General features: G+C 69.3%; 13 protein-coding genes and 2 tRNA genes. 8 read left to right on the forward strand and 7 right to left on the reverse strand.

The features are described 5' to 3' along the window. Positions 1 to 245: 245 nt before the first annotated feature. Complete coding sequence (locus tag D183_RS0106490) at positions 246 to 521, forward strand: acyl carrier protein (RefSeq protein WP_010342598.1); 276 nt, start codon at positions 246 to 248, stop codon at positions 519 to 521. A 6-nt stretch (positions 522 to 527) separates the two neighbouring features. Continuing rightward, positions 528 to 1,766: a beta-ketoacyl-[acyl-carrier-protein] synthase family protein gene (locus tag D183_RS0106495; RefSeq protein ID WP_017917342.1), complete on the forward strand. Its 1,239-nt coding sequence runs from the start codon at positions 528 to 530 to the stop codon at positions 1,764 to 1,766. Between the two features lie 65 nt (positions 1,767 to 1,831). Here D183_RS0106495 and D183_RS0106500 read toward each other — a convergent pair whose 3' ends face one another. From D183_RS0106500 to D183_RS0106510, 3 genes are all read right to left on the reverse strand, one after another. Next, a complete protein-coding gene (locus D183_RS0106500) occupies positions 1,832 to 3,187 on the reverse strand; it encodes an aspartate aminotransferase family protein (RefSeq protein ID WP_198526533.1) in 1,356 nt (451 codons plus the stop codon). A 122-nt stretch (positions 3,188 to 3,309) separates the two neighbouring features. Then, positions 3,310 to 4,002, reverse strand: a complete 693-nt coding sequence (locus D183_RS0106505) for an MtnX-like HAD-IB family phosphatase (RefSeq protein WP_026143941.1) — start codon at positions 4,000 to 4,002, stop codon at positions 3,310 to 3,312. Between the two features lie 207 nt (positions 4,003 to 4,209). Beyond that, positions 4,210 to 4,875: an FMN-dependent NADH-azoreductase gene (locus D183_RS0106510; protein ID WP_017908297.1), complete on the reverse strand. Its 666-nt coding sequence runs from the start codon at positions 4,873 to 4,875 to the stop codon at positions 4,210 to 4,212. 118 nt (positions 4,876 to 4,993) lie between these two features. Between D183_RS0106510 and D183_RS0106515 the strand changes: the two genes are divergently transcribed. Continuing rightward, positions 4,994 to 5,869: a LysR substrate-binding domain-containing protein gene (locus tag D183_RS0106515; RefSeq protein ID WP_017908298.1), complete on the forward strand. Its 876-nt coding sequence runs from the start codon at positions 4,994 to 4,996 to the stop codon at positions 5,867 to 5,869. An 84-nt stretch (positions 5,870 to 5,953) separates the two neighbouring features. Here the strand turns inward: D183_RS0106515 and D183_RS0106520 are convergent. From D183_RS0106520 to D183_RS0106530, 3 genes are all read right to left on the reverse strand, one after another. Beyond that, positions 5,954 to 6,040: transfer RNA gene (locus D183_RS0106520), tRNA-Leu, on the reverse strand. Positions 6,041 to 6,228: 188 nt separating this feature from the next. Next, entirely contained in the window at positions 6,229 to 7,635 is a 1,407-nt protein-coding gene (gene hemN / locus D183_RS0106525; RefSeq protein WP_026144251.1) for an oxygen-independent coproporphyrinogen III oxidase, read from the reverse strand. Between the two features lie 44 nt (positions 7,636 to 7,679). After that, complete coding sequence (locus D183_RS0106530; protein WP_017908300.1) at positions 7,680 to 8,210, reverse strand: group III truncated hemoglobin; 531 nt, start codon at positions 8,208 to 8,210, stop codon at positions 7,680 to 7,682. Between the two features lie 142 nt (positions 8,211 to 8,352). Between D183_RS0106530 and D183_RS0106535 the strand changes: the two genes are divergently transcribed. The 3 genes from D183_RS0106535 to D183_RS0106545 all read left to right on the forward strand — a co-directional run bounded on the left by D183_RS0106535 (position 8,353) and on the right by D183_RS0106545 (position 10,002). Further along, positions 8,353 to 8,658, forward strand: a complete 306-nt coding sequence (locus D183_RS0106535) for a hypothetical protein (protein ID WP_051067605.1) — start codon at positions 8,353 to 8,355, stop codon at positions 8,656 to 8,658. Positions 8,659 to 8,759: 101 nt separating this feature from the next. Continuing rightward, positions 8,760 to 9,791 carry a 4Fe-4S dicluster domain-containing protein gene (locus D183_RS0106540; protein ID WP_017908302.1) on the forward strand — a complete coding sequence of 344 codons (1,032 nt, stop codon included), beginning with the start codon at positions 8,760 to 8,762 and terminating at the stop codon, positions 9,789 to 9,791. A 135-nt stretch (positions 9,792 to 9,926) separates the two neighbouring features. Continuing rightward, a tRNA-Gly gene (locus D183_RS0106545) sits at positions 9,927 to 10,002 on the forward strand. A 145-nt stretch (positions 10,003 to 10,147) separates the two neighbouring features. Here the strand turns inward: D183_RS0106545 and D183_RS0106550 are convergent. Further along, positions 10,148 to 10,594, reverse strand: coding sequence for a DUF4087 domain-containing protein (locus D183_RS0106550; protein WP_226978618.1), 447 nt, complete (start codon positions 10,592 to 10,594; stop codon positions 10,148 to 10,150). A 347-nt stretch (positions 10,595 to 10,941) separates the two neighbouring features. Between D183_RS0106550 and D183_RS0106560 the strand changes: the two genes are divergently transcribed. Together D183_RS0106560 and D183_RS0106565 are read left to right on the forward strand one after the other, a co-directional pair. Next, complete coding sequence (locus D183_RS0106560; RefSeq protein WP_017908305.1) at positions 10,942 to 12,612, forward strand: hypothetical protein; 1,671 nt, start codon at positions 10,942 to 10,944, stop codon at positions 12,610 to 12,612. A 98-nt stretch (positions 12,613 to 12,710) separates the two neighbouring features. Next, positions 12,711 to 13,519 (forward strand): DUF3142 domain-containing protein (locus D183_RS0106565; protein ID WP_017908306.1); only part of this gene is annotated, 809 nt, incomplete at its 3' end.

Consider the following 13,519-nt stretch of genomic DNA (forward strand, 5'->3'; position numbering starts at 1 on the left):
TGGTGAGCAGGTCGAAATCGGCCTCGAAGGCCGGCACCCCGTGCTCCAGGGACTGGATCAGGAAACCGGCTGGCGGGTGCTGCAGGAACTGCCGCTGCAAGGCCTGCGGCTCGAGTTGGTTGACGAAAGGCATCTGCAAGATTGATCGTCTAGCGTGGAGAATGGATGCTGCGGCCCAGGCCGCAGCGTGCGATCCACCGGCGGCGGGCGCCGCACGGTGGCCCTTCATTTCGCGGAGCACTGCCATGACCCCGTCCATCGAGTCGCAAATCCACAGCATCGTCGCCAAGCATGGCGAGATCGACCCGGCGCGCCTGACCCCCGATGCCAAGCTGCAGGACCTGGGCGTGGATTCGCTCGAGGCCATCGAAATCCTGTTCGATATCGAAGAACACTTCGACATCACCTTCCCGCAGCGCGACCCGAACCTGGACGACGGTTCGCTCGGCAAGCTGGTGCAGGCGGTCGAGGACGCGCTGGCGGCCAAGGCGGCGGCCGGCGCGGCGCAACCGGCGCACTGACGCGCCATGGGCGCCTCCCCGCACGCGCGGCGCGTCGTGGTCACCGGCATGGGCGCGGTCAGCGCGCTCGGCCTGGGCGCCGAGGCGCTGTGGAGCGCGATGCGCGAGGGCCGCAGCGGCATCGCCGCCCTGCCCTCGCCCGATCCGCTCAGCACGTTGAAGATGCGCGTGGCCGCGACCCTGCAAGGGTTCGCTCCGGATGCCACGCAGACCGGCGGCATCGCCCCCGGCCAGCTCGACCGCATGACCCAGATGGCGCTGGTCGCCGCCCGCGAGGCGATCGCCCAGGCCGGGCTGCCGCACGGCGATGCCGCGCTCGGCGCGCGCTGCGCGGTGGTGGTCGGCACCGGCGTCGGCGCCGAACTCAGCCGCGACGAACAATCGCGCCGGCTGTACCGCGACCAGGCCGAACGCCTGCATCCGCTGACCATCGTGCGCAGCATGGCCAACGCGCCGGCCAGCCAGATCAGCATCGCCTTCGGCCTGCGCGGCCCGGCCTTCGCCGTCTCCAGCGCCTGCGCCTCGGCCAATCACGCCTTCGCCCAAGCCGCGCTGATGGTCCGCCATGGCCTGGCCGACGTAGCCATCGCCGGCGGCAGCGAAGCCTGCCTGAGCCTGGCGCTGATCCGCGCCTGGGAAGCGATGCGTGTGGTCAGCGACGACACCTGCCGGCCGTTCTGCGCGCAGCGCAGCGGCCTGGTGCTGGGCGAAGGCGCCGGCATGTTCGTGCTGGAAAGCGCCGAGCACGCAGCCGCCCGCGGCGCGCTGCCGCTGGCGGAACTGGCGGGGTTCGGCATGAGTTCCGATGCCGGCGACATCGTCGCGCCCAGCGTCGACGGCGCCGCCACGGCGATGCGCCTGGCGCTGCAGGACGCCGGCCTGGTGCCGGAACAGATCGATTACGTCAACGCCCACGGCACCGGCACGCAGGCCAACGACCGCTGCGAAACCCAGGCGCTGCGTCAGGTGTTCGGTGCGCACGCCGAGGCGCTGGCGATCAGTTCGACCAAGGCGGTGCACGGCCATGCGCTCGGCGCGGCCGGCGCGCTGGAACTGGTCGCAGCGATCGGCGCGCTGCGCGAGCAGGTGGTCCCGCCCACGGCCAACTTCCTCGATGCCGATCCCGAATGCGATCTGGACTACGTGCCCAACCAGGCGCGCGCCCGCAACGTGCAGGCGGTGCTGAGCAATTCCTTCGCCTTCGGCGGACTCAATGCGGTGATCGCGCTGCGCGCGGCGGGCTGAAGCGCCCGCCGCCACAAACAACGGTGGGAGGCAACGCGAACCGCGCGCGTCGTCTCCCGCCCGGCTCATGCGACCTGCTTGGCGCGGGTCAGCAACTGGTCCAGCAAGGACAGGCCCAGGTCGATCTCTTCGTGGCTGATGTGCAGCGACGGCGCCAGCGTGATCACGTTCTTGTAGTAACCGCCCACGTCCAGAATCAGGCCGATGCGCTTGCCGTTGTGGCGCAGTTCGCCTTCCAGGCCCATGTCGACCATGGTGTCGAGCAGCTTGCGGTTCGGCGTGAAGCCGTCCGCCTGGCAGATTTCCGCACGCAGGGCCAGGCCCAGGCCGTCGACGTCGCCGATTTCCGGGTGACGCTTCTGCAGGTCGCGCAGGCCGTCCAGGAAGTGCGCGCCCTTGGCCATCACCATCGACTCGTAGTCGGTCTCGGCCAGCATGCGCATGGTCTCCAGGCCGACCGCGGTGCCCAGCGGGTTGGAGGCGAAGGTGGAGTGGGTCGAACCCGGCGGGAACACGGTCGGGTTGATCAGCTCCTCGCGCGCCCAGATGCCGGCCAGCGGGTTCAGGCCGTTGGTCAGCGCCTTGCCGAACACCAGCACATCCGGGGTCACGCCGAAATGCTCGATCGCCCACAGCTTGCCGGTGCGGAAGAAGCCCATCTGGATTTCGTCCACCACCATCAGGATGCCGTACTTGTCCAGCACCCGCTTCAGGCCGGTGAAGAAGTTCGGCGGCGGGATCACGTAGCCGCCGGTGCCCTGGATCGGCTCGACGTAGAACGCCGCGTACTCGCACTGCCCGGCCTTGGGATCCCACACGCCGTTGTACTCGGTCTCGAACAGGCGCTCGAACTTGGCCACGCACTGCTCGCCGTACTCTTCCTTGGACATGCCCTTGGGGCCGCGGAAGTGGTACGGGAATTCGATGAACTGGGCGCGGTCGAAATGACCGAAGCGACGGCGGTAGCGGTACGACGAGGTGATCGCCGAGGCGCCGAGGGTACGGCCGTGGTAGCCGCCTTCGAAGGCGAACACCAGGCTCTTGCCGGCGCTGGCGTTGCGCACCAGCTTCAGCGAGTCTTCCACCGACTGCGCGCCGCCGACGTTGAAGTGCACGCGGCCCTTGCGGCCCCACTTGCGCTCGGCGTCGACCGCGATGGTCTTGGCCAGCTCGATCTTGGTCGGGTGCAGGTACTGGCTGGCGACCTGCGGCAGGGTCTCGATCTGGCGGGTCAGCGCCTGGTTCAGGCGCGGATTGGCGTAGCCGAAGTTGACCGCCGAGTACCACATCTGCAGGTCCAGGTACGGCACCTCTTCGGTGTCGTACAGGTAGCTGCCGTCGCAGCGGCCGAAGATGCGCGGCGGCTCGCTGTAGTGCACGGTGTCGCCGTAGGAGCAGTACTGGGACTCGTCGGCCAGCATCTGCGCATCGGTCAGCGCGCGCTGGTGGTCGGCACCGGTGCGCAGCAGCGCCTCCGGATCGGGCGCGGCATCGCCATGCAGCGGTGCGAGCGAGGAAAGCGAAACATTCCGGTTCATCGGGATCAGGCTCGTTGGGTGACGGGAAGCGGGAAGGACACGGTGGTGGTCGCCGGCACCGCCAGGTCGGGCAGCAGGGCGATGGCGTCGTCGAAACCGGTGATCGCGCAATGGGCGATCCCGTTGGCGCGGCAATGGCGCAGCAGACCGTCCTTGGCGAACACCAGGTCGGCCTTGCCGGCCAGGCAGAAATCGGAGCGGCCGTCGCCGATCAGCAAGGTGGCGCGCTCGGGCGGCTGCTGCGCCATGACCGCGCACTTGCAGGTGCCGCTGGGGCAGTCCGGGCGCGCATGCGGCGAGGCCATGCGCCATTCGCCCGCGTCGGTACGCAGCAGGCGGTTGGCGATGATCGGCAGATGGTGCAGGCCATGGCGGGCCAGGATCCGGGCGATGCCGTAGTCCAGGCCGTCGCTGACGATGCTCAGCGGGATGCCAAGGCGTTCGGCCAGCGCCACGAAGCGCACGAAGGCCGGGTCGATCCGCACCGCATCCAGCACCCGGTGCAGCGCATCGACGTCGCCGTCGAGCAGCGCGACCTGCTTGCTCATGCATTCGCGGGCGCCGATCCGACCGGCGACCCAGTCGTCCTCCAGTTCCTGCCAACCGGGGCGCCCGAGGTGCTCGAGCAGGCTGTCGGTCACGTCCTGCAGGGACACGGTACCGTCAAAATCGCAAAGGATGTTCCATTGGGCGCGCAAGGTGGCTCTCCGGCTGATGGGGGCAGAGCCTAGGCACGCTGTCTTTCGCACTCCTTTCGGCGAGGTGAAAGAAAGCGGAGCGTTCACATTGGGCGTGGTAGGCCGGGCCCCGGCTCGTCCCCAACACGCCCAAGTCTGGGATGCGGTGCATGCAAGCGAAGCGTGGTCTCAGCCGAAGTGACACCCCGCTCCCCGCCCGAAGAGCGTTCACACCTGCGCGAGTGCCGCGACAAGGACGTCTACTTCCGCCTCGGCCTGCCGGATCGAATCGGCCAGCCGCTGGTCCGCGAACTCGTCGTACTCGATGGCGACACAACACACATCGGTGATACCGATGTAGGCGAAGGCAGTTCGGATCGAGGACTCCACATGGTTGCGGTCGGCGAGGCGATGTTCGTAGCCGTAATCGCCTCGCGAAGACAGAAGCACCAGGCGCTTGCCGGCATCGGCAAGCAACGGCCAGTACGGCGCACCGACGCGATTGCGGTCGAACCCAAACGTGCGCCCTACCCGCACGATGTTGTCGATATAGGCCTTGAACTGCGCCGGTGGCCCGAAGTTGTACATAGGCACGCCGGCGACGATGAGATCGGCCCGCAGGAGTTCGTCCACCAGGGCGTCGCTGGTGCGCAGGACGTCATGCATCCATGGCACGCGCGCCGATTCCGGCGTGAACGCCGCATGGATCCAGGGACCGGAGATCGGCGGTGGTGGTTCCTGACCGACATCACGATAGATCACCTGCGTGCCCGGATGGGCGGACACCCACCGCCTGGCGAAGCGCTCCGTCAACCTCCGCGTATGCGAGCCGTAGGGCGTGGTGTCCGAGCAGCCAGGGCGGGCGCTGGCATCGATGTGCAGAAGGGTGGTCATGATCGTGGACGTTCCGGCAGGGATGAAATGGCTGAAGTGCCCGGGGAGTCTCCGTGCGCCATGCAGCCGCGGCAAACGATGAATCCTCATGCGATGGATGACATGCGATCATCCATCCATGGCCCTCCGACTCCCTCCCCTCAGCGCCCTGCGAGCCTTCGAAGCGGCCGCACGGCTGCGCAGCTTCAAGAAGGCCGCTGAGGAACTGTGCGTGACCCCCACAGCGATCAGCCACCGGATTCGGGTATTGGAAAACGAGCTCGGCCACCCACTGTTCCTGCGCAAGGTCCGTGCGGTGGAGCTGACGGCGGATGGTCATGCCTTGTTGGGCGGGGTCGGCGGCGGGTTTCAGATGATCGCCACGGCGATCGAACAGGTGCGGCGGCCGCGCCGGCCATCGGTGACGCTGTCGACGACCCCGGCCTTCGCCAGCAAATGGCTGGTTCCCCGTCTCTCCGCGTTCCAGGCCGCTCACCCGGACATCGACCTGCATGTGCATGCGTCCGACACTCCCGTCGATCTGTATGCCGGCATCGCCGACTTGGCGATTCGTTACGGACACGGCCACCATCCGGAGGCCATCGCGCGATTACTTCGGGCGGATCGCTTCGCACCGGTCGCCAGTCCGTCGCTGCTGAAGACGCTTGGCAAGGACGCATCCCGCTGGCCACGGATCCATTTCGACTGGCACCGGCCATTGCCTGTGGACCTGACCTGGAGCGCCTGGGCGCGCCAGGCTGGCCACGATCCAGTGAACTTGGCCTCAGGCACCCGTTACTCGGAAGAAAGCCATGCCATCCAGGCGACCGTCGCGGGTCAGGGCGTAGCGCTGCTGAGCCTGCTACTGGTCGAAGAAGAACTGCGCATGGGGTTGCTATGCCTGGTCAGCGAGCCGATGCTCGAAGGAATGGCCTATTACGTGCTCACGCCTATCGGGCGCCCCGCGCAGGAGGCGACATCACGCGTGCAAGACTGGTTAGCAAGTGTCGACTGAGCAAGCGGATGGCAGGCGTGCGCATCCGAACCAACCTCTGCCACTCCGACAGGCGCGACGGCCCGATCGATTCTGAAGCGCTGATGGTGCCCGGAGCCGGAATCGAACCGGCATGGGGTCGCCCCCGGCGGATTTTAAGTCCGATGCGTCTACCAGTTTCGCCATCCGGGCCTGGTGGCGCGTAGCGTGCCTGATCGCGCGGCGCTTGTGAACCGCGGGGCCATGCCGATACGCCATGCGCTCGAGAACGAGAGGCCACATGCCAGCATCGGCAGCCCTAAGTACCGCCACCGAAAAGTCCCCGATACCGCCGCCACGGCGGCACCGGGGATGCCAACGGCAAGCGTGATTCGCGGCGCTCAGATCGCGCGCGAGTAGCGCGCCGGCTGGTCGGGCTGGCGCAGGTAGCGGTCGAAGCACATGGCGATCAGGCGCAGCAGCGGGCGGCCGCGGGCGGTGGCCTGGACCACGCCGTCGCGGTAGTCGGCCAGACCGTCCGCGCACAGCGGCGCCAGTGCGCGCAGTTCCTCGCGGAAATAGCTGGCGAAGTCGATACCGTGGCGCTGCGCCACCGATGCCGCGTCCACCCGCCCCTGGCACATCAGCTGCTGGATCAGCTCGGCGCGCAGGGCGTCGTCGGCACTGAGCTGCAGGCCGCGCAGCACCGGGCTGTCGCCGGCGTCCACGGCCGCTTCCCAGGCAGGCAGGTCGCGCTGGTTCTGGCTGTAGCTGGCGCCGATGCGGCTGATCGCGCTGACGCCCAGGCCCAGCAGGTCGGTGTCGGCGTGGGTGGTGTAGCCCATGAAGTTGCGGTGCAGGCTGCCCTGCCGCTGCGCGCGCGCCAGGTCTTCCTGCGGCAGCGCGAAGTGGTCCATGCCGATGTACTGGTAGCCGGCCGCCGAGAGCCTGCTGACCGCCAGCCCGAGCAACGCCAGCTTCTGTTCGGCGTCGGGCAGATCGGCGTCGGCGATACGCCGTTGCGCCTTGAACAGCTGCGGCATGTGCGCGTAGCCGTAGACCGCCAGGCGGTCCGGGCGCGCCGCGATCACCGTCTCCAGGGTCTGTTCGAACCCGGCCAGGGTCTGCCGCGGCAGGCCGTAGATCAGGTCGACGTTGACCGAGCGCATGCCGTGCACGCGGCAGGCGCGCAGGATGTCCAGCGTCTCGTGCACGCCCTGGCGGCGGTTGATCGCCTGCTGCACCAGCGGGTCGAAATCCTGGATGCCCAGGCTGGCGCGATTGAAGCCCAGTTCGGCCAATGCGGCGATGTCCTGCGGCGTCACCGTGCGTGGGTCCAGTTCGATGGACATCTCGCGGTCCGGCGCCTGGCTGAAGCGGAACAGCCCGCGCAGGCCCTGCACCAGTTCGCCCAGCAACTCGGGAGCGAGGAAGTTGGGGGTACCCCCGCCCAGGTGCAGTTGCACCACCTCGCGCTCGCCCTCGAAACACACGGCCATCATCGCCGCCTCGCGCAGCAGCCGCTGCACGTAGCTGCGGCCGCGCTGCGGGTCGCGGGTGATCACCCGATGGCAGCCGCAATAGAAGCAGGGATTGCGGCAGAACGGCACGTGCACGTACAGCGACAGCGGCCGCCGCGGATCGCTGGCCTGGACCGCGGCGAACAACTGCGCCGGGCCGAAACCGGTCTGGAAATGCGGCGCGGTCGGGTACGAGGTATAGCGCGGGCCGGGACGGTCGTAGCGGCGCAGCAGGTCGGCGTCGAAGGTCCAGGCGGCGGAGGGATCGGGCGCGGTCAGGATGTCCATGCCCCGAGCATGCGCGGCGCCCGGCACGGCCGCCTTGACCTGGATCAATCCGCGCACGCAGCCGGCGGCAGCGGCGATGCCGGCTCGAACGGGCGCCAGCTCATCTGGTGGCGGCGCCAGAACGTCTCGGCGATGCGCTGGGCGATGTCGTCGGCCAGCAGCCGCATCGGCGTGTTGGGCAGCTCGGCGGTGGTGGCTCGGAACAGGCCCAGCCAGCGCTGGAACAACAGTGCGCTGAGTTCGCGCATGGCCATGTGCCGCGGCATCGGCGCGCCGCGGAAGCGGCGGGTGCCGCGCAGCATCGCCGACCAGAAATCGCACAGCTGCTGCTGGTGCGCGTCCCAGTCCTCGATGCGCGCGGCGAACACCGCCGACAGATCGGCGTCGGCGCGCACGCGGCGGTAGAACGTCTCCACCAGCGCCTGCACCTCGGCCTCGCTGCACAGGTCCGGCCCCGGCAAGGGCATGCCCTCGATCTGGTCCTGCATGGTCCGCTCCACGTCGCTCGACGCGGACAGTCTCCACGCCGCCACCGCGGCGGCCTTGATCAGGATCAATGTCGGCACGGCCGGCACTGCCTAGTCTGCCGCTGCGGCATGCGCCGACGCCGGTGTCGACGGGGGATCGGCGGCCAGGCGGCTGGCAGGCGCGGCGACGTGTGTGGCGCTGCCCCCTTGGCGCATGCCGCATCCTCCTTTCGCGATGGAATCCACCGTCATGGCCTCTCCCGACGATCCGCTGCTCGATCCGCTCGATCCCGGTACGCCGCGCCCGCTGGTACAACGGCTGGGGGTGATCCTGTGGCCGAGCTTCCTGGTGGCCGGCGCGATGAGCGTGCTGTTCTTCGCCCTGGTCGATCCGCTGGCGCTGCGCGACATCACCTTCCCCGGCCGCCAGCTGAGCCGCGAGCTGGGCTATACGGTGGGCTTCTTCATGTTCTGGCTGGCGACGCTGGCCTCGAGCCTGCTGACCGGCTTCCTGTTGCGTCCGGCGCCGCACGGCGACGCCGCGCCGCTGTCCTGAGCCGGCTGCCGATGCCTCGCCCGATCCACTTGCATGTCGTCACCTCGCCCGCAGCCACGGCAGGACCGGCGCCGCCACATCGGTACACGCAGTTCCGACGCGTGGTGCTGTGGCTGCTGTTCGCCGCCTTCTACCTGTTGCCGTGGCTGCGCTGGCAGGGCCGGCAGGCGCTGCTGCTGGATCTGCCGGCGCGGCGCTTCGACGTGTTCGGCTGGACCCTGTGGCCGCAAGACGTCGGCTGGCTGCTGCTGGCGCTGGGCGCCGCCGCGGCGTCGCTGGCGGTGCTCACCACTCTGGCCGGGCGCCTGTGGTGCGGCTTCGCCTGTCCGCAGACGGTATGGAGCCATGCCTTCGGCTGGATCGAACGGCGCTTCGCCGACTGGCCGGCCGCGGCACGGCACCTGCTGTGGGCGACCGTGGCGCTGTGGACCGGGGTCAGCTTCGTCGGCTACTTCGTGCCGATCGCCGACCTGGTCGCGCGCCTGCATCCGTTCGCCTGGAGCGGCGGGGAGACGTTCTGGGTGCTGTTCTATGCACTGGCCACCTGGGGCAACGCCGGCTTCCTGCGCAGCCAGGTCTGCCGCTACCTGTGCCCGTACGCGCGCCTGCAGCCCCTGCTGTGCGACCGCGACACGCCACTGGTCGGCTACGACGCGATGCGCGGCGAACCGCGCGGCGCCCGCGCCTGCGGCACTGGCAGCATCGCCCAGCGCGGGCGGCGCCTGCTCGACCCCGTCACCGCCCGCGACTACGCCGTGCGCGCCAGCATCGCCCAGCTCGCCGGCCAGGGCGGCAGCCGCGGCGAGGCCCTGGCCGCGTATGCCGGCACCCTGCCCAAGTTCAGCGTCGAACAACTCGGCGACTGCGTGGCCTGCGACGCCTGCGTGCAGGCGTGCCCGGCCGGCATCGATCCGCGCAATGGTGCGCATTACGCCTGCACCGCCTGCGGCGCGTGCGTCGAGGCCTGCGACCGCAGCATGGATCGCCACGGTTTCGCCCACGGCCTGTTGCGCCTGGCCGGTGCCAATGCCATCGATCGCCAGCCGCGGCACTGGTGGCGCCGGCCGCGGCTGCTGGGCGGCGCCGCCACGCTGCTGGCGGCGTTGCTGGCGTGGTGGCGGCTGGCGGCGTGAGCCGGGCCGAGTCGACCGTGGCGACTCATTGGGCGCGGCGGAACCGCTGCCGCCCCCTGGGGCAGCGACGGACATTTTTTTGCAACGAAGGGCTAGCGCACCTGCTGGCAGGCGTGTAGAATGCGCGGCTCCCAAGCGGGAATAGCTCAGTTGGTAGAGCGCAACCTTGCCAAGGTTGAGGTCGCGAGTTCGAGTCTCGTTTCCCGCTCCAAATAGCGTCACTTGCCTTCTACGATGCAAGTGAACCATTGAAAAAAGGAGCCCAGGCTCCTTTTTTCGTTTTCGCGCTCTGCGGACTCGACAGCGACGCTGCCCGAATCAGCGCCGATCCGCCAATCCGCCGCGCAGCGAACCTCTTACTTCAGCGGATTCTCCGGCTCCCTGCCCCGCAGTGCCTTGTCCTGCCGGCAGGTCTTCAAGGGCTGGGCCGTCGCCGACTCGATCGCGGTCACCTCGCGGGTGTCGTCGCGCGCATGCACCTTCAGGCAGGCGCAGCCGTAGCCGGCGCTGCCCGTCCCGGTCGCCACCCAGCGCGCCTGGGAGAACGTCGGCCATGTGCCCTCGGCCTGGTGCCCGCCCTGCTGGCCGACCGTCCACTCGCCGGCCTTGTCCACGAGCGTGGCGTTGCCTGGCGAGGGATTGTCGAACCAGCCGCAGCGCGTGACGGCGCCGGCAGGCGGCGCGGCATCGGAGACAGCGCACCGGCCGGTCATGGCAACCAGGGCCGCACCGAACACGCTTGCGAAACGCAAAACAGGTCGCGATGGATTCATGACATCAGGATCGAGGGACGAGACCGGCATCATCGCAAATCGGCGCCTGCCGGCGCTGCCGGGAGGCCAAGACACAGCGCTGATACCGCCTCTCCTGTTCGATGCGATGCCGCCGCGCGATCGCAGTGCCGTCGTGTGTCCGTTCTACGACCTGTCCTGGTTCGACACCGTCGGCCGCCAGCGGTTCGTGCAGTACAAGCAGCGCTTCTGGGCGGCGGCGCCGTAGCGGCGATGCAGCGTCGCCGGCGCCGGGCGCACCGCGGTCGCGGTAGGGAAAACCGCAGCTGGCTCGTCTATCTACCGCAACGTCGCCCTGCGGGAGACGCTGCCGCGCGCTGCTGCCGGGTCCCGCACCGTCTTTCCAGAGCATCCGCTGCATGCAGACCCTGATCCAACGCGGCATGGCCGCCCTTCGCCAGGACAACGTCGACGGCCTGTACAGACTTTGGTCCGGCACGACCGTGCTCAACCATCTGCAGGAGGCCGACCTCGATGTGCTGATGCAGCGCTGCGACGCCCGGATCCAGGCAGCGCCGGGCGACCCGGCGCCATGGCGGCTGAAGTGCCTGATCTACCTCGACCGCAGCGCGCACTTCACCAGCGACCGCCGGCAGGCGCTGCGCACCGTCGCCGAGTGGGCCGGACGCGCGATCGGCCTGGCCCCGCACGACGCCGAGGCGCACCGCCTGCTCGGCAGCGCGCACTACTGGCTGGACGAACCCGCATCGGCGATCAGCGCCTACCGCAACGCCCACGCGCTGCAGCCGCAGGTGGACCTGCAGGTCCGCCTGTTCGAGATGGAATCACTGCCTGCCGGGCAGTCGCCGCAGCTGCTGCAGCTGGACTTCCGCGACAGCAACGCCTGCCACTACTACAGCGCCGGCGTCTCCATCGGCAAATGGAAACACGCCGGGATGGAGCCGGCCGATGCCGGCTACGTCGACGCGGTGCAGTTCGCCCTCTACGAGCACGGCACCACGCTGTTCCGGCAAGCCCTGGAACTGGGCGAGGCCGCCACCTGCAACACCGACCCCCATACCTTCGCGATGTGCTGCAACAACCTCGGCCTGCTGTACTTGGACCGGGGCCTGTACGCGCAGGCGCAGGCCATCCTCGAAGAAGGGCTGCGCCACAGCCAGTTCCAGTTCCTGTACCAGAACCTGCGCGAGGCCTATCGCCAGCAGGGCATGCGCGCCGAGGCTGCGGATCTGGCGCTGACCCTGATGATGGACTACGAACTGGACACGCCGCTGTTCCTGGATTGCGCGCAGGCGGCATGCAGCCATCTCAACCGCGTCGGCCGCCATGCCGATGTGCTGGAGATCGCCGATGCGGCGCAGGAAGAGTTCGAGGCGCTGCCCGACCAGGCCCAGGCCGATCCGGAACTGCTGCGGATGTATGCGCTGGTGCAGGCGCACCACCGTCTCACCGCGACGCGTGCCCTGCTCCGGCTGCAGCCGGAGCATGTGGATACCGCCCTGTCGCAGGCGGCAGCGGAGGCGAATCCGCACGACCTGGACACGCTGTTCGTGCACGCCAGCGCACTCGGCGAGGCGCGCGACTACCCGGCCGCGGTCGATGCCTACGCCTCTCTGATCGCCGAGGCCACGCAGCAGCAGGACCTGCAGGCGCTCACGCGCGCACGGCACGGACGCGGCTACCTGCTGCTGTACCATCTGCCCGACGCCAAGGCCGCACTGCAGGACTTCCTCGCCGTGCAGCGCGACGGCATGGACGACTTCTACACGCACTACTACCAGGCCAACTGCCATTACGTGCTCAAGGACTACCGCAGCGCACTGCCGGCCTGCGACGCGGCACGCGCCCTGCTCGACGACGCCGTGGTGCAGGCGGACCCCAGCTCGGCGGCGCAGCTGTACATGATGGAAGCCAATTGCCATATGAACCTCGGTGCCTATCCCGCGTCGGTCGCCGCCTTCGAGCGCTCGCTGGCGCTGCACGAGCGTGCGGACGTGCGCGAGAGCTACGAGCTGGCCCGGCAACTGGCCGCCAAGCCGAAGAAGCGGCTGTTTGGGCTGTTCTCGTGATCGCCAGCGCATGAGCCACGCTTCGCACACTGCTCGCGCGAAGGTGCAGTGGCAACGCTGCGGCCGCGTGTGGCCGCGCGTGTCCTGACCCGGCCGTCGTGTCGCTGCGCTGCGCGCTGCTCGGGCTGAGTCTGCTGCTTGGTGGCTGTGCGGCAGCGGCCCCGACGCCGCTGCAACACCAGGTCTACGTCTGGCAGCGGCAATGGAGTGGCGCGCACGCGGTGGCGCTGGCACAGACCCGCGCGGACTTCTCGACGTTGCGCGTACTCGCGCTGCAGGCGCATCCGCGCGCCGGCTGGGGTCCCGCCGCGGTGGATCTGCGGCAGCTCGCCGCCGATGGCCGCCCAGTGATCGCGGTGGTGCGGCTGGACGGGCAATTGCCGCAACTGGACGCGACCCGCATCGACGCCGAGGTGCTGCACGTGGTGCGCACTTGGCGCACCGCCGGCGTGGCACTGCGCGGCGTGGAGATCGACCACGACTGCGCCACCGCGCGGCTGCCCTCCTATGCGGCGCTGCTGCGGCAACTGCGCGGCGCGCTGCCGGCGGACCTGGCGCTGAGCATCACCGCCCTGCCCGCCTGGCTGGACAGTCCGGCACTGACCCCACTGCTGCGCACGGTCGACAGCTCGGTGCTGCAGGTGCATGCAGTGAACGCACCCGTGGCCGGCCTGTTCGATCCGGTGCAGGCGCGACGCTGGGCCGACCGTTACGCCCAGCGCAGCGCCACGCCGTTCTGGCTGGCCTTGCCGGCCTACGGCGTGGCCCTGGTCGACGGCACCGACGCCGACGCCGCACCGCTGATCGAAAGCGAGGTGCCGCTGGCGGCGAGCGGCGCACGCCACGAACTGCGCGTGTCGCCGCAGCAGCTCGCCGCCTTCGTCGATGCGCTGCGCGCCCGTCGCCC

The sequence above is a fragment of the Xanthomonas sp. SHU 199 genome (assembly GCF_000364665.1).
In the GTDB taxonomy this organism is placed as follows: domain Bacteria; phylum Pseudomonadota; class Gammaproteobacteria; order Xanthomonadales; family Xanthomonadaceae; genus Xanthomonas_A; species Xanthomonas_A sontii.